General features: G+C 69.1%; 14 protein-coding genes and 1 riboswitch. Of the genes, 7 read left to right on the forward strand and 7 right to left on the reverse strand.

Annotation, left to right across the window (positions count from 1 at the left end):
• Nucleotides 1–2 precede the first annotated feature (2 nt).
• Nucleotides 3–1,796, reverse strand: coding sequence for a DEAD/DEAH box helicase (locus tag AC1MFL_RS15065; RefSeq protein WP_479810730.1), 1,794 nt, complete (start codon nt 1,794–1,796; stop codon nt 3–5).
• Between the two features lie 311 nt (nt 1,797–2,107).
• Nucleotides 2,108–3,628: an RNB domain-containing ribonuclease gene (locus tag AC1MFL_RS15070; protein WP_479810732.1), complete on the reverse strand. Its 1,521-nt coding sequence runs from the start codon at nt 3,626–3,628 to the stop codon at nt 2,108–2,110.
• A gap of 41 nt (nt 3,629–3,669) precedes the next feature.
• On the opposite strand from AC1MFL_RS15070, the gene AC1MFL_RS15075 reads away from it, so the two are divergent.
• Complete coding sequence (locus AC1MFL_RS15075) at nt 3,670–4,341, forward strand: ferritin-like fold-containing protein (protein ID WP_479810734.1); 672 nt, start codon at nt 3,670–3,672, stop codon at nt 4,339–4,341.
• Between the two features lie 78 nt (nt 4,342–4,419).
• Here the strand turns inward: AC1MFL_RS15075 and thiE are convergent, their stop codons facing one another.
• Nucleotides 4,420–5,127 (reverse strand): thiamine phosphate synthase, encoded by a 708-nt coding sequence (gene thiE / locus AC1MFL_RS15080; RefSeq protein WP_479810736.1) that lies wholly within the window; start codon nt 5,125–5,127, stop codon nt 4,420–4,422.
• A 26-nt stretch (nt 5,128–5,153) separates the two neighbouring features.
• Nucleotides 5,154–5,287: riboswitch (TPP riboswitch) on the forward strand.
• On the opposite strand from thiE, the gene AC1MFL_RS15085 reads away from it, so the two are divergent.
• The 4 genes from AC1MFL_RS15085 to AC1MFL_RS15100 all read left to right on the forward strand — a co-directional run bounded on the left by AC1MFL_RS15085 (nt 5,280) and on the right by AC1MFL_RS15100 (nt 8,643).
• Nucleotides 5,280–6,842 carry an FAD-dependent oxidoreductase gene (locus AC1MFL_RS15085; RefSeq protein WP_479810738.1) on the forward strand — a complete coding sequence of 521 codons (1,563 nt, stop codon included), beginning with the start codon at nt 5,280–5,282 and terminating at the stop codon, nt 6,840–6,842. (Overlaps the previous riboswitch by 8 nt.)
• Entirely contained in the window at nt 6,839–7,075 is a 237-nt protein-coding gene (gene thiS / locus AC1MFL_RS15090) for a sulfur carrier protein ThiS (RefSeq protein WP_479810739.1), read from the forward strand. Before AC1MFL_RS15085 ends, thiS begins: the two co-directional genes overlap by 4 nt.
• Before the next feature lie 5 nt (nt 7,076–7,080).
• Nucleotides 7,081–7,896 (forward strand): thiazole synthase, encoded by an 816-nt coding sequence (locus AC1MFL_RS15095; RefSeq protein ID WP_479810741.1) that lies wholly within the window; start codon nt 7,081–7,083, stop codon nt 7,894–7,896.
• Between the two features lie 81 nt (nt 7,897–7,977).
• Entirely contained in the window at nt 7,978–8,643 is a 666-nt protein-coding gene (locus tag AC1MFL_RS15100; RefSeq protein WP_479810743.1) for a 4a-hydroxytetrahydrobiopterin dehydratase, read from the forward strand.
• A 55-nt stretch (nt 8,644–8,698) separates the two neighbouring features.
• On the opposite strand, the gene AC1MFL_RS15105 is transcribed toward AC1MFL_RS15100, so the two are convergent.
• From AC1MFL_RS15105 to AC1MFL_RS15115, 3 genes are all read right to left on the reverse strand, one after another.
• Nucleotides 8,699–9,001 (reverse strand): hypothetical protein, encoded by a 303-nt coding sequence (locus AC1MFL_RS15105; RefSeq protein ID WP_479810745.1) that lies wholly within the window; start codon nt 8,999–9,001, stop codon nt 8,699–8,701.
• Nucleotides 9,002–9,073: 72 nt separating this feature from the next.
• Entirely contained in the window at nt 9,074–9,298 is a 225-nt protein-coding gene (locus tag AC1MFL_RS15110; protein ID WP_479810747.1) for a DUF3107 domain-containing protein, read from the reverse strand.
• A 54-nt stretch (nt 9,299–9,352) separates the two neighbouring features.
• The gene (locus AC1MFL_RS15115) at nt 9,353–9,934 is read right to left on the reverse strand and encodes a TetR/AcrR family transcriptional regulator (RefSeq protein ID WP_479815492.1); all 582 of its coding nucleotides are present in this window, start codon (nt 9,932–9,934) and stop codon (nt 9,353–9,355) included.
• A 168-nt stretch (nt 9,935–10,102) separates the two neighbouring features.
• On the opposite strand from AC1MFL_RS15115, the gene moeB reads away from it, so the two are divergent.
• Both moeB and AC1MFL_RS15125 read left to right on the forward strand, forming a co-directional pair.
• Complete coding sequence (gene moeB / locus AC1MFL_RS15120) at nt 10,103–11,323, forward strand: molybdopterin-synthase adenylyltransferase MoeB (RefSeq protein ID WP_479810749.1); 1,221 nt, start codon at nt 10,103–10,105, stop codon at nt 11,321–11,323.
• Between the two features lie 43 nt (nt 11,324–11,366).
• Nucleotides 11,367–12,401: an SDR family NAD(P)-dependent oxidoreductase gene (locus AC1MFL_RS15125; protein ID WP_479810751.1), complete on the forward strand. Its 1,035-nt coding sequence runs from the start codon at nt 11,367–11,369 to the stop codon at nt 12,399–12,401.
• Here the strand turns inward: AC1MFL_RS15125 and AC1MFL_RS15130 are convergent.
• The gene (locus AC1MFL_RS15130) at nt 12,398–14,086 is read right to left on the reverse strand and encodes an HNH endonuclease signature motif containing protein (protein WP_479810752.1); all 1,689 of its coding nucleotides are present in this window, start codon (nt 14,084–14,086) and stop codon (nt 12,398–12,400) included. The genes AC1MFL_RS15125 and AC1MFL_RS15130 overlap by 4 nt on opposite strands.
• Nucleotides 14,087–14,132 lie beyond the last annotated feature (46 nt).

Consider the following 14,132-nt stretch of genomic DNA (forward strand, 5'->3'; position numbering starts at 1 on the left):
GTTTAGGCCTCGGTGCTGCCTGCCGGAGCCCCGACCTGTGCCTCGCCGGCAACCACTTCGCCGTTGTGGCGGCGGGTGCGGGTGCGGCGGCGTGCGCGGGTGGCGCGGTCGACTTCGGTCGGTGCGGCCGCACCGGACCGGGTCGGTGCCTCGGCGGCGGGACCGGTGCTGGCTTCAGCCTCGGCCGGACGACGACGGCGGTCGCCGGAGCGTCCGCTGTCCTTAGCGGCGGTGGCGCCGCCACTGCGGCGGGTGTCGCGGCTGCCGCCGGTGGTGCGGGCGCCGTCACGGCCGCCGCCGGTGGTGCCTGTGGCGCTGGCGTCGCGTCCGCCGGTGCGGGCGCTGTCACGTCCGCCGGTGCGGGCGCTGGCGTCGCGGCCGCCGCCGGCCTGTCCGGTGCGGGGGGCGTTCTTCTTGCCGGTCTCGCCCAGGTCCTCCAGGACCTCGGCGTCAACGCCGGCCAGCACGCGCTTGTCGCGGGGCAGACGGCCCTTGGTGCCTGCAGGGATGTCGAGTTCCTCGAAGAGGTGCGGGGAGGAGGAGTAGGTTTCCACCGGCTCCGGGACGCTCAGGCCCAGGGCCTTGTTGATCAGGCCCCAGCGGGGCATGTCGTCCCAGTCAACGAAGGTCACGGCCGTGCCCTTGTTGCCGGCGCGGCCGGTGCGTCCGACGCGGTGCAGGTAGATCTTTTCGTCCTCAACGCACTGGTAGTTGATGACGTGCGTGACGTCGTCGACGTCAATGCCGCGGGCGGCGACGTCGGTGGCGACAAGGACGTCCACCTTGTTGTTGCGGAAGGCGCGGAGCGCCTGCTCGCGGGCGCCCTGGCCCAGGTCGCCGTGGATGGCGGCGGCCGCGAAGCCGCGGTCCACCAGTTCCTCGGCTACCTTGGCGGCGGTCCGCTTGGTCTTGGTGAAGATGATGGTCCGGCCGCGGCCGCGGGCCTGCAGGATGCGGGCAACAACCTCGATCTTGTCCATGCTGTGGGCACGATAGATCAGCTGGCGGATGTCGCGCTTGGTCAGGCCTTCGTCGTCCGGGTCGGCGGCGCGGATGTGTGTCGGCTTGGTCATGTAGCGGCGGGCCATGGCGACGACCGGGCCGGGCATGGTGGCCGAGAACAGCAGCGTCTGGCGGACGGCGGGAGTGCCGGCGATGAGGGTCTCGACGTCGGGCAGGAAGCCGAGGTCGAGCATTTCGTCGGCCTCGTCCAGGATGACCATCTTGACGTTCTTCAGGACGAGGTGCTTCTGCTTGTAGAGATCGATGAGGCGCCCGGGGGTACCGACGACAATCTCGACGCCCTTCTGCAGCGACTCAACCTGCGGCTCGTAGGCCCGGCCGCCGTAGATGGTGGTGATGCGGGCGTTGCGTTTGCGGGCGGCGTTCTGCAGGTCGCCGGCGACCTGGACGGCCAGTTCGCGGGTCGGCACGATCACGAGGGCCTGCGGGGCACCGGGAGCGGGGAGGGCGTCGTAGCCGGCGTCGTCCGGTCCGACGACGCGCTGCAGCGCCGGGATGCCGAAGCCAAGGGTCTTGCCGGTGCCGGTCTTGGCCTGGCCGATAATGTCGTGGCCGCTGAGGGCGACCGGCAGCGTCATGGCCTGGATCGGGAAGGGGTGCGTGATGCCGGCGTCGGCCAGCGACTCCACGATATCGGCGCGGACGTTGAAGTCCGCGAACGTCTTCTCGGCGATCTCATGCGGCTTCTCGTCCGAGATGATGGTCTCTTCCGGCTCGATCGTTTCCGTTCCGGATTCGTCGGTCAGAAGCTGGTGCGTGTGCAATTCACTCACTAGGGGAGTTTCCTTATTCATTTTGGGCTGCGCTGCTTGCTCAACGGGGCCGGCCGGGTGGCCGTTCCGGAGCACGCTCAGGCGCGCAGGCAATTCCAGTGGAAGCCGATCGCGGGCTATCTAATTGCTGGCACTGGGGACCAGCGGGTCTATCTCAAGATCGCGTAGGGGCGGGCTTGTTGAATTCGAAAATCAAGGAAATCAACGACCGGGCATCCATATCTACCCTTCCAGTCTAGCTGTACGCGGCCCGGAACCTCGACGGACCGCGCTGTGTCAGAAAAGATGCGCGCGGGAACCCTGCCGGGCGCTCAGCCCACCAGCTCCAGCCTGACCTCGCGGGTGGCGATGTCGGAGGACACAATCCGGACCCGGACCTGGGTGCCCGGCTCCAGTTCGCCGGGGCAGCGGGCGGTGACGGCAGGCTCGGCGATCTGCACGATCCCGGAGGGCCCGCTTCCGTTGCCCGCCTTGGTGCCGGCGGCGCCGTTGCCGTTCCTGCCGTTCGCTGTTTTCCCGTTGGCGGGTTTCCCGTTCCGGGCGGGTTTGGAGCCGGAAATGACGACGGCGTCGAACTCCTGGCCGACGTGGTTGACCAGCAGCGCCGCCTCGACGGTGTCGAGCGAGAGGCGTTCCAGCCTCGCGGCCAGCTGGTCAGACGCCGCCATGATCGCGGGAAGGGACGGCAGGGCCTGGCGGGCCCAGTCCGGAACAGCGGTGCCGTTGCTGAGCGCCTCGCAGATCACCAGGACGAAGCGGTCGATCAGGCGGCGCAGCGGGGCCGTGGAGTGGGCGTAGGCGGCGCCGATGGCGGCCTGGATGGCGGCCTCGGGAACCGTGCCGTCGAAAGGTGTGTAGCCGGCGCCGCGGAACAGCATGCCAGCCGAGTGCACGATCGCCAGCTGCCGGGGGTCGGTGGGGTCGAGGGTGCGCAGGTACTCGCCGTAGCTCATCTGGCCGTCCCAGGGTTTGCCCAGGGCGCGGGTCTGGCGGTGGAAATGCGCCAGCGAGGCTTCATCCGGCGGCGGCATCGTGCGCAGGATGCCGACCTTGCCCGCCAGCATGATCCCCGCCGCCGCCATTCCCGTCATCAGGGAAATCTGGGCGTTCCAGTCCTCCACTGGCAGCGGCGGCGCAGCCACGATCCGGTATCCGCCGTCGGGCAGCTGTTCGATTTCCTGCTCCGGCATGTTCAGGCTGGCGCCTCCGCGGAGCCGTTCCAGCTCCACGCGCTTCATCCCGACTTCCTTGAGCAGCTCCAGGACGGGCGCGGCGGTGCCGGCGTCGAGCTCGGCCTGCACTCCGTGGTAGCTCAGCTTGGCACGGCTGCGCACCCTCGCACGGCGGACCTGCACCGCAGAGACCTCGGCGGCGTCGTCCAGCATGAATTCCCAGACGAAGGCGGCACACAGCTGCCCGGCGAGCAGGCTTCCCGCTTCCTCGCTGATGACTTCCGGATGCAGCGGAATCCGGCCGTCCGGGGTGTAGAAGGTCTGGCCCCGGCGGCGGGTCTCGGCGTCGAGCGCCCCGCCGGGGGCCACAAAGGAGGGGACGTCGGCAATCGCGTAGAACACCTTGTAGCCGGCACCGGAACGGTCGATGAAGAGCGCCTGGTCCAGGTCGGTGGAGGACGCCGGATCGATGGTCACGAAGTCGATATGCGTGAAATCCAGCTCCGGAAGCTCGTGCCCGGCCACGGCTTCCTTCGCCTCCCGGAGCGCGTCTTCGGGGAAGGGGCCCGGCAGTTCCAGCGTGGTGCGCAGCGCGTTGAGCGCCTCGGCAAGTTGGTTCTTCTGCTGGTGCACATTCGGGGTCAGACGATGATGGGACACGAAAATCAGATTAGCTTCATTTGCCCCATTAGTCTTGAATCATGAGCGCATCCCCGGCCGATCCTGCCCCTTACAACAGCTTTCTGATGGATCTGCTCGGCGTGATGGCCTACGGCGAGCTTTCCGCCTTCGAACGGCTCTCCTCCGATGCCCGCTATTCACCCACGCTGCACGACCGCGCGGTGCTGGGCCGGATCGCCGTGATCGAATTCCAGCACTACGAACTCGTCAGCGCCAAGCTCGAGGCCATGGGCCTGGATACCGAGGCCGCCATGCTGCCGTTCCAGCCGTCCGTGGACCACTTCCACGAACGCACCCGCCCCGCGGACTGGTACGAATCCCTGATGAAGGCGTATGTGATCGACACCGTTTCCGCCGATTTCTACCGCGCCATCTCCCGCTATGTCGACGCCGACACCCGGGCCCTGGTGGAGCAGATCCAGGCCGATGAGGAGGCCACGGCCGTCTTGCGGGAGCGGCTCAAGACCGCCCTCGCCGATGACCCGAGGCTGGCGTCGCGGCTGGCGCTGTGGGCAAGACGCCTGCTCGGCGAGGCCCTGACCCAGGCCCAGCGGGTGAGTTTCGAGCACGCGTTCCTCGGCGGCCTGATCGGCGCCGACGAGGACCGGACCAGGGAACTCGTCCGCGGGCTGATGGCGGAACTGGCGGCCAACCACTCGCGCCGGATGGCGCAACTCGGCCTGGCCGGCTAACCGTGCAGCCTGGCCGGCTAACCGTGCAGCCTGGCCGGCTAACCGGGCAGCCTGGCCGGCTAACCGGGCAGCCCGGACTCAGCGCTCCGCGGCGTCGAGTGCGGCGAGCAGTGACTTGGCGGCGGCCGCGGGATCGTCGGCCTCCGTGATGGCGCGGACCACCACGATCCTGCGGGCGCCGGCCTCCACGACCTGCTCCACGTTTCCGAGGTCTATGCCGCCGATCGCGAACCACGGCACGACACCCGCGACTTTGCCCGCGGTCTTGCCCCCGCCTGTTGCCTCGGCCCGGCGGATGGCGTCGGCCGCGTAGCGCACGAGTTCGAGCCCGACGGCGGCGCGCCCCGGCTTCGTCGGGGTGGCCCAGACCGGCCCGACACAGAAGTAGTCCAGTCCGTTGCGGCCGGGGGCGGCCGCGATGGCGGCATCGACCTGTTCCGGGGTGTGCGTGGACAGCCCGATCACGGCGCCTTTGCCGAGGAAGTCGCGGGCGGCGCCGAGTGGGATGTCCTTTTGCCCGATGTGGAACACCGGAGCCCCGGAAAGCGAGGCGAGGTCCGCTCTGTCATTGACGGCCCAGAGCCGGCCGTGACGCTGGGCTGCCTGGTGCAGGACTTCCAGGAGTTCCAGCTCCTCGGCTGCTTCCAGGGACTTGTCGCGCAGCTGAATGATGTCGACTCCGCCGGCAAATGCCGCATCCACGAAGTCGGCAAAGTCGCCGCGGTCCCGTCGGGCATCGGTGCAGAGGTAAAGGCGGGCGGTGGTGTGGACGGCATCCTGGCTCATAGGTCCAGCCTAGTTCCTCTAAACTGGGCCAATACCGCGGGAGCCCGCCGCAGCCGTCCATGCCTTTGGCGTCCGGCGCCGCAGGCTGAGAGGGCGTCAGAGCCGACCGCTTGACCTGATCCGGCTAGTACCGGCGTAGGGAAGGAATCCTCATGGGCGACATATCCGCCCGCGGCGCGGCCGCATTTACTGAAGCAGCGGCAGCCGCCGCCTCCGATGATGACGCCGGAGCCCGGAAATATTACGACGTTGCTGTAATCGGCGGCGGCGTCGTCGGCCACGGGATCGCTTGGGCGGCGAGATGCTCGGGCCGGTCCGTGGCCCTGATCGATGATGCCCCCGGGAGCGGCGCCAGCTGGGCTGCCGCCGGAATGCTTGCCCCGGTGAGTGAACTTCACTACCAGGAGGAGGCGCTCCTGGAGCTCATGCTTGAGTCCTCCCGCCTCTGGCCGGCTTTCGCTGCCGGACTCGAGCGCGGAGACGGCGGCCCCGGAACGGGCGCCAGCAACACCGCAACGGGTTCCGCAGGCGCCGACGGCAGGACCGGCGCCGACGGCAGGACCGGCGCCGACGCCAGCGCCGCCGGCGGGACCGGCACCGCCACGGGGTACCTCACGACGCCGACCCTCGCCGTGGGTGCCGACGCTGCCGACCGCCGGGCGCTCGCAGACCTGCGCACCGTCCAGCAGGCATACGGCCTGACCGTGGAGCCTCTGACCGTCCGCGCGGCGCGGATGCGCGAGCCGCTGCTGAGCCCGGGGATCTCCTGCGCCTTCGACATTCCCGCCGACCACCAGGTGGACCCGCGCCGCCTGCTCGCCCGGATGGGGGAACTCCTGGCCGCGGACAGCCACTGCCACACCGTCAGCCGGCGCGCCGCCGGGCTGCTCTGGGAGAACGGGAGGGTGGTCGGTGCCAGCCTCGAAGGCGGAGGCTTCATCCAGGCGGGCGAGACCATTGTGGCCAACGGCCTGGGGGCCGCGTCGCTGGACGGATTGCCCGCCGGACTCCGGTTGCCGCTGCGGCCGGTCCACGGGGACATCCTCCGGCTCCGGGTGCCGGCGAGACTGCGGCCGCTGCTGACCTCCACTGTGCGGGGGCTGGTCCGCGGCGTGCCGGTGTACATCGTCCCCCGGCAGGACGGCACGGTCGTGATCGGTGCCACCCAGCGGGAGGACGATCTCGGTGGGGGAGACAGAGCGCCGGCTGCGCCGACCGGCGGCTCCTCTACGGGCCGGGCTACGGCTGGCGGCACCTTTGGGGGCGCGGCCCCGGCTGGCGCCGCCGTGTCCGCCGGCGGCGTCTACCAGCTGCTGCGCGACGCCCAGCAACTGGTCCCCGCAGTCGCCGAACTGGAATTGCTTGAGGCCACCGCGAGGGCCCGCCCGGGGACCCCGGATAACGCGCCGCTGCTGGGCCGGGTGGCGGAGCAGGGGCGTCCGGGGGACGTTGCGGGTCTGATCATCGCCACCGGGTTCTTCCGGCACGGAATCCTGCTGACGCCCGCGGCGGCTGAGATCTGCCGCCAGCTGCTGGACGGCGTCGCGGACCCCCGCTGGGCCCATTTCCGGCCGGGCCGGTTCGCTGCCGGCACGCCGGCCGACGCCAAATCGGCAGCCCCGACGTCGGTTGCCGGCATGCCCGCGGGCGGCACGCAGGAAACAGCCCCCCGCAACGCCAATCCCAACCCTGAGCACAGCAAGGAAACGGTATGAACATCAAACTGAACGGAAACGAGCACATCCTCGCCGACGGCGCCTCGGTCAGCACCCTGGTCAGCCAGGTCACCGGGCGCCCGCTGGCGCCCAACGGACAGTCCGCGGACGGCACGAAACTGGGCGTCGCCGTGGCCCGCAACGCCGAGGTGGTTCCCCGCAGCCAGTGGCACGGCACCGCGCTCGCCGACGGCGACGACATCGAGCTGGTCACGGCGGTACAGGGAGGATGAGCAGCATGGAGGACACCACAACAGCAGCGCCGGGAGTAAAGCCCGCCGCGGCGGATCCGTTCATGGTCGACGGAGTGGAGCTCGGGTCGCGCCTGATCATGGGCACCGGCGGGGCGCCCAGCCTGGACGGTCTGGGGGCCGCGCTGCTGGCGTCCGGCACCGAACTGACCACAGTGGCGATGCGCCGCTATTCGCCGGCGGAGGCCGGCTCGCTGTTCCAGCTGCTGCTGGACCACAACATCCGCGTGCTGCCCAACACCGCTGGGTGCTTCACCGCCAAGGACGCCGTGCTGACAGCCGAACTGGCCCGCGAAGCCCTCGAAACGGACTGGGTGAAACTGGAAGTCATCGCCGACGAGCAGACCCTGCTGCCGGACGCCGTGGAACTCGTCGAGGCCACCGAGGAACTCGTGGGCCGCGGATTCAAGGTCTTCGCCTACACCAACGACGACCCGGTGCTGGCCCTGCGGCTGGAGAACCTCGGGGCCGCCGCGGTGATGCCCCTGGGGGCGCCGATCGGTACCGGCCTGGGCATCCTGAACCCGCACAACATCGAACTGATCGTCTCGCGGGCCTCCGTTCCCGTGGTCCTGGACGCCGGGATTGGCACGGCCTCGGACGCCGCGCTTGCCATGGAGCTGGGCTGCGACGCCGTGCTGCTGGCCACGGCCGTGACCCGCGCGCAGAATCCGGTGCTGATGGGGGAGGCCTTCAAGCACGCGGTGATCGCAGGTAGGCTGGCAAAAAGGGCCGGCAGGATCCCGCGCCGGGAGCACTCGCTGGCATCCTCGGCGATGGATGGCCGGGCCGAATTCCTGTAGGCCGAACGACTCCTCCCCGTTCTCCCGGGGTGGGGGACTTCGGGCCGGAAGGCCTGGCACGACACAGCGAAGGAGGCTGCCATGGCAGCCACAGAGGACGTCCTCACCCAGGAGCAGCTCGATGCGGCCCTGGCGGAGCTGCCGGACTGGAGGTACCGGCTGGGCGGTCTCGTCACCGTCTACAAGGCGCCTTCGGCGGCTGCGGCGCTGGAACTGATCGCCGCCGTCGGACGCCTTGCAGAAGAACAGAACCACCACCCGGATCTGGACTGGCGCTACAACCGGGTCTTCCTGCGGTACAGCTCCCACGACGCCGGGGACGAAGTCACGCTGCGGGACGTCGCGGCCGCGACGGCCGCCGTCGAAGCGGCAGCACGGATCGGCGCCGCCGCGGAGCCGGGACTTTACCGGACCATCGAGGTGGCCATCGACTCCGAGGACCCGGCCGCCATCTCGGAGGTCTGGCGGGTGGCACTGGGCTACCGCCGGGGCAGATCCGATGGCCTGGTGGACCCCTTCGGGCGGGGCCCGACGCTCTGGTTCCAGGCGACCTCCGCCCCGAACCCCAACCGGCTCCACCTCGACATCCACCGCAGCCTGGCCGAATCCGGTTCCGTGCTGGAGAAGACGGCAGCCACCGGGGCGTTAATGAACCATGACCACGCACCCAGCTGGGTGGTGGTCACGGATGCGCAGGGAAACCGGTTGTGCCTCTGCACGGAAACAGGCCACGGGCCGGAAACCTGAGCCCAGGCAGCCAGGCAGCCAGGCAGCCAGGCAGCCAGGCCGCGGGCCGGCCCGCCTAGTAGCGCAGGATGGCGGTGAGCCGGGCGGTGTCGCGGCTGGTGCGGGTCTTGCCCAGGTAGAGCACAGCGGCCACGGAGGCGGCGGCACCGAGGACCATGGGCAGCACCCACGGAATCCAGGTCAGCCCGGGCTGGTAGCCCAAGCCGGCGGCCATGAAGATGATCCAGCTCAGCATCCCCACGGCAAGCGATATTCCTGCAGGCACCGCAATGCCGTATTTGGCGTGCCGCTTGTCGTTGGCCCAGACCACAAAGCCCGCGGCCACGGTCACCAGGGCAACCACAATCAGGGAAAGCATGTTCGGACTCCTCGCGGATCGGTGGACCGGGTCAGCTGCGGTGCTGCCCGGAGGGGCAGCACCGGGTGGTCGCTAGAGGGCGCCGAAACCGACGCGGCGTACTTCCTCGGCGCCGATTTCGACATAGCCCAGGACGTTTGCGGGAATGATGATCTGGCGGCCCTTTTCGTCCGTCAGGCGCAGCTCTGTGCCCTTCGCGAGGGCCTCGCTGACGACCTTGGCCACGGTGTCGGCATCCTGGGTTGATTCCAGGACAATTTCGCGGCCGATGTTCTGAATGCCGATCTTTACTTCCACTGCAAGGCCTCCCAGCCAATCAAAGTTCTCTAGAGTGTCATGTCTATTTGTAGTCTAGGTTTCCTTGGGGAAGCGTGAGATTCCGCGCCAAGCTAAACGGTAGATCAGATCGCTGGCGACATCGAGGTCAAGGTTGCCGTCGGTTTCCAGCCAGTACCGGGCGCTGACCTGTGCCATTCCAGCGAGTCCGCGGCCCAGCAGCTGGGACTCCAGCTCGGGCAGTTTCGTGTCCTCCGCGATGACCTGGGCCACGGCGTCGGCGAAGGTCTTGTTGAAGGCTTCCAGCCGCGCACTGACATCGGGGTCGTTGACGAGGTCGGACTCGAAAACGAGGCGGTGGGCCTGGTCGTCGCTGGCGATGAAGCGGAAATAGGCACGCATGACGGCCTGGACGCGCTCATCGTTGTCCGTGGTGGAGTTGAGGGCACCCAGCAGCAGCGCGATCAGTTTGCTCAGCTGGCTGTCCAGCAGGGCCATGTACAGCTCGCGTTTGGACGGGAAGTGCTGGTACAGCACGGGCTTGCTGACGTGGGCGGTTTCGGCGATTTCGTCCATCGCGGCACCGTGGTAGCCGTTGGCGACGAAGACCTCCTGGGCGGCCGCGAGCAGCTGCGCCCGGCGTTCATCGCGGGGCAGCCGTGCCGACCGCTGTCCGTTTCGTGCCGGTACCTCCGTCGACTTTCCGGCGTTTCCCCGCTCAACCGGTGCCTGATCAACCAATGTCGGCCTTCTTTCGCTTGCTGTTACGTCCACTTTACGTGCCGGTAATATGACCTGGCGGCATCTTCGGGCATAGATTGAAGTATGGCTTCCAAGTTCACCCAAAACGCAGCCCCCGCAACCCCTGAAAAGGCGCCCGCGGCGCCCGGGCCGCTGGTGGAGCCGGCCGACGCCCTGAGTCCGGAGGAAGTGGAACGTTACTCCCGGCACCTGATCATTCCGGAGATCGGGGCAATCGGGCAGCGCCGCCTGAAGAACGCCAGGGTCCTCGTGATCGGCGCCGGCGGCCTCGGTTCTCCCGCGCTGCTCTACCTCGCCGCGGCGGGCGTCGGCACCCTCGGAATCATCGACGACGACACCGTGGACCTGAGCAATCTCCAGCGCCAGGTGATCCATGGTGTGGCGGATGTGGGACGGCCCAAGATCGAGTCCGCCCGGGACGCCATTGCCGCGCTGAACCCGCTGGTGGACGTCCGGCTGCACAACGTCCGGCTGGACGCCTCCAACGCCCTGGAACTGTTCGGCGGCTACGACCTGATCCTCGATGGCGCCGACAACTTCGCCACGCGGTATCTCGTGAACGACGCCGCAGCGATCCTGGGCAAGCCCTACGTCTGGGGTTCGATCTTCCGCTTCGACGGGCAGGTCAGCGTCTTCTGGGAGCAGTACGGCCCCACCTACCGGGATCTCTACCCGGAAGCGCCTCCCGCAGGCTCTGTTCCGTCCTGCGGTGAGGGTGGGGTATTCGGGATGCTCTGCGCTGCTGTGGGCTCGCTCATGGTGACGGAGGCCGTGAAACTGATCACCGGCGTCGGACGTTCCCTGCTGGGGCGCGTGGCGCTCTTCGATGCCCTTGGCGGGACCTGGCGCGAAATTCGGGTCTCCCGTGATCCCGAGGCGGAGCGGATCACGGAACTGACCGACTACGAGGCCTTTTGCGGCATCACGCCCCCCGCGGAGGCGGGCACCGAACATACCGTGACGGCGCCCCAGCTGGCCACGATGCTGGCCGCCCGCAAGGCCGGGCTCAAGGACTTCCACCTCATCGATGTGCGGGAAACCGGGGAGTACGAGATCGTCCGGATCGACGGGGCGGTGCTGATCCCGCAGGGCAGGATCCTGGCCGGTGACGCGTGGCAGGAGTTGCCGCAGGACATGGACATCGTGTTCCACTGCAAAGCCGGGACCCGGTCCGCGGCCGTCCTCGCCGCTGCCCGGGCCGCCGGCTACGAGCGGGTCAGCCACCTCGACGGCGGAATCCTCGCATGGGTGCGCGACGTCGAGCCCGGAAAACCCGTCTACTGACCGCCTAAGCCTGAAGTGAGCCCGCTACGAAAAGGCCAATGACATGAGCGATGACATGAGCGTGACCCCGCAGCACACGATCGGTTCGGGCTTCGGACGGGACTCAACAGCCGCCGAGGTGATAGCCGGGATTGACCTGCACGGGAAGACCGCCATCGTCACCGGCGGGTATTCCGGTCTGGGACTGGAAACCGTCCGGGCGCTCGCATCAGCCGGCGCCGTGGTGGTGGTGCCGGCCCGGCGGCCGGAACATGCCCGCGAAGTCCTCGCTGAGGCCGGCGTCCCCCCGGGGCCGGCGGGCGGCGAAGTGAGCGTCGCGGCGCTTGATCTGGCCGACCAGTCCAGCGTGAAGGAGTTCGCAGAAGAGTTCCTGGGCTCCGCAGCTTCCGGCGGCGCTGAAGGCGGCGTCCGTAGCCTGGACATCCTGATCAACAACGCCGCGATCATGGCCAGCCCCGAACGCCGCGTGGGGCCCGGCTGGGAGTCGCAGTTCGCTACGAACCACCTGGGACATTTTGCCCTCACCAACCTGCTTTGGCCCGCCCTGGCTGCCGGTTCGGGGGCCCGGGTGGTGTCGCTGTCCTCCACCGGGCACAAGCTCTCGCCGATCCGCTTCGATGACATCAACTTCGACACCGGCTACGACAAGTGGCGGGCCTACGGACAGGCCAAGACGGCGAACTCCCTGTTCGCCGTCCAGCTGGACCGGCTCGGCCGAGACTTCGGGGTGCGTGCCTTCGCCGTGCACCCGGGCGGGATCATGACGGAACTGCAACGCCACCTGCCGCGGGAAGAAATGATCGCCGCCGGCTGGATGGACGAGGCTGGCAAGGTCGATGCGCGGTTCAAAACCCCCGCCCAGGGGGCCGCGACGTCCGTGTGGGCGGCAACCTCGCCAGCCCTGGCCGGCATGGGCGGCGTCTACTGTGAGGACTGCGACATCGCGGACCCCACCAACGTGGGATCGCCGGAGGCGCGGATCAGGGGTGTGGACGCCCACGCGGTGGACCCGGCCGACGCCGCCAGGCTCTGGGCGCTGTCCGCCGAGCTGACAGGAATAAACGCCTTCGGCAGCTAGTGCGCGTGTGCCACTGACTTGGCGGGGTCGGGCCTGGGGGGCCGCCGGGCTGACGGCGTGCAGGCACTTTGGGGCGGGACGCATTCGGGGTAAACGTCGTCGACTGGCTCTGGCCAGTAAAGGTCCTCCGGATACACCGGATCTTCCGGCTCTGCGGCGGGGAATCCGTGTGCGGCCGTGAAGAGGTGCCAGTCCGGGAAGGGGTCTTCGGGCAGTGCCTGGTCCGCGTCCGTGTCCAGGTCCGGGAACGTGAACGTGAACGTGTCCGTGTTCGCGTCGGTGGGTGTGGTCAGGAGGCCGGGTGGCCAGTGGGGTGGTTCCCAGTCCTGTTCTTCGCTGGGGTAGTACCGTCCCGAGGGTGAGGTCCAGCCGGGTGGTTTGTCTTTGCTGGCCCCGGAGGGTGTCCACGCCGAGCCGTGTTTGAGTCTGTGGTGTCTGGGGCAGGGCTGGCCGAGGTTGGTGATCCCGGTGGTCCCTCCGTCGGCCCAGGCCAGGAGGTGGTCCGCGTCGTTGTCCAGCGAGGCGTTGTTGCAGCCCGGGAACGGGCACTTCCCGTCGCGCAGGCGCAGCCACCGGCGCTGGGCTTTGGTGAGGCGGTAGCGGGTCCGGCCGATTTCCATCGGGGCCCCGTCCCGCGGGTCGGTCAGGACCCGGTAGAACGACCCTGCACCCTCGGCGATGAGGCGCCGGGCCATCGAGGGCGGGATCGGCCCGTACCCGTCCAGGACCGCCGGTTCCCCGGACACGCCCAGCAGGGACAGGACCGGGACAGTGATCAGGACCTGCGCCCGCGGCACCGGAACACCCCCGCGCCCGGCCCCCGTGTCCCCGCCCAGCCCGGTGCCGGCGAGAAGCAGGGTCGCGGCGATGTCGGCGCGCAGCTGGGCCAGGGTGCGGGCCTCGCCGGGGCCCTGCAGGGCCCGGGCGGCGGCGGTGGTCCGGTCCCAGATCCCCGCGGCGGTATCCGCCGGCAGGTACGCGGAGAACCAGGCCATCCCGTCCCGGTCCGGGCGGAACTCGACCCGCCGGTCCGCGGCACCCTTGGTATGGCGTTTCTCGATGCTGACGGGGTGGTGGCGTTCCCGCCAAACACGTGTTTTGGCCCGGAACCGTCCCGGGACAAGCTCCCCTACCGGGCACCCCCGGGCCGGGTTCGGTGCGTCAGGGTCCAGGAAGTGCGCTTCCAGCCCCGCCGCCCCGGCCGGGTCCAGGTTGGTGGTTTCATCGACCATGATCCGGGCGTGCTGCCAGGAGATCGTCCCGGCCTGCAGCGCCGCCAGGGTCAGCGGCAGCGACGTGGTCAGTGCCTGGCAGTCGCCCAGGAACGCGTCCGCGGTCCGTTCGCTGACGGTCAGGACACCGGCGACCTCCGCGGTCACGGCCATCTCCTGGACGGAGTCCGGCAACGACGCCGGCGTCAGGAGCCGGGTGGCCTGCAGGTATTCCGCGGCCAGCCGCACCTTCAACGCCGCGGTCCTCGCCTCCAGCCGGGCCACCCCCGCCAACGCATCCAGGCAATCATCGGCCAGATCCCGCAACGGATCGATGCCCCGGAACGGATCCGTGTCCCGCAGCTGCGGTCCGTCCGCGCCCGCCCCGATGAACGCAGCAAGCGCAGCCGTGGACGCGGCGACAGCCGCAAGGGCCTGTCTGCTTTCCACACTGAACGCTGTTCCGCTGTCCATACTCAAAGAATATAAGCGGCCTCTGACAGTAACTGGCTGGTTGCCG

Source organism: Arthrobacter sp. BG3 (assembly GCF_056680185.1).

Bases quoted from the DNA above. Each gene is read 5' to 3' on its own strand.
- AC1MFL_RS15075 (WP_479810734.1), top strand. From the start codon at position 3,670: ATGAGCGCATCCCCGGCCGATCCTGCCCCTTACAACAGCTTTCTGATG.
- thiE (WP_479810736.1), bottom strand. From the start codon at position 5,127: ATGAGCCAGGATGCCGTCCACACCACCGCCCGCCTTTACCTCTGCACC.
- AC1MFL_RS15085 (WP_479810738.1), top strand. From the start codon at position 5,280: ATGGGCGACATATCCGCCCGCGGCGCGGCCGCATTTACTGAAGCAGCG.
- thiS (WP_479810739.1), top strand. From the start codon at position 6,839: ATGAACATCAAACTGAACGGAAACGAGCACATCCTCGCCGACGGCGCC.
- AC1MFL_RS15095 (WP_479810741.1), top strand. From the start codon at position 7,081: ATGGAGGACACCACAACAGCAGCGCCGGGAGTAAAGCCCGCCGCGGCG.
- AC1MFL_RS15100 (WP_479810743.1), top strand. From the start codon at position 7,978: ATGGCAGCCACAGAGGACGTCCTCACCCAGGAGCAGCTCGATGCGGCC.
- AC1MFL_RS15105 (WP_479810745.1), bottom strand. From the start codon at position 9,001: ATGCTTTCCCTGATTGTGGTTGCCCTGGTGACCGTGGCCGCGGGCTTT.
- moeB (WP_479810749.1), top strand. From the start codon at position 10,103: ATGGCTTCCAAGTTCACCCAAAACGCAGCCCCCGCAACCCCTGAAAAG.
- AC1MFL_RS15125 (WP_479810751.1), top strand. From the start codon at position 11,367: ATGAGCGATGACATGAGCGTGACCCCGCAGCACACGATCGGTTCGGGC.
- AC1MFL_RS15130 (WP_479810752.1), bottom strand. From the start codon at position 14,086: ATGGACAGCGGAACAGCGTTCAGTGTGGAAAGCAGACAGGCCCTTGCG.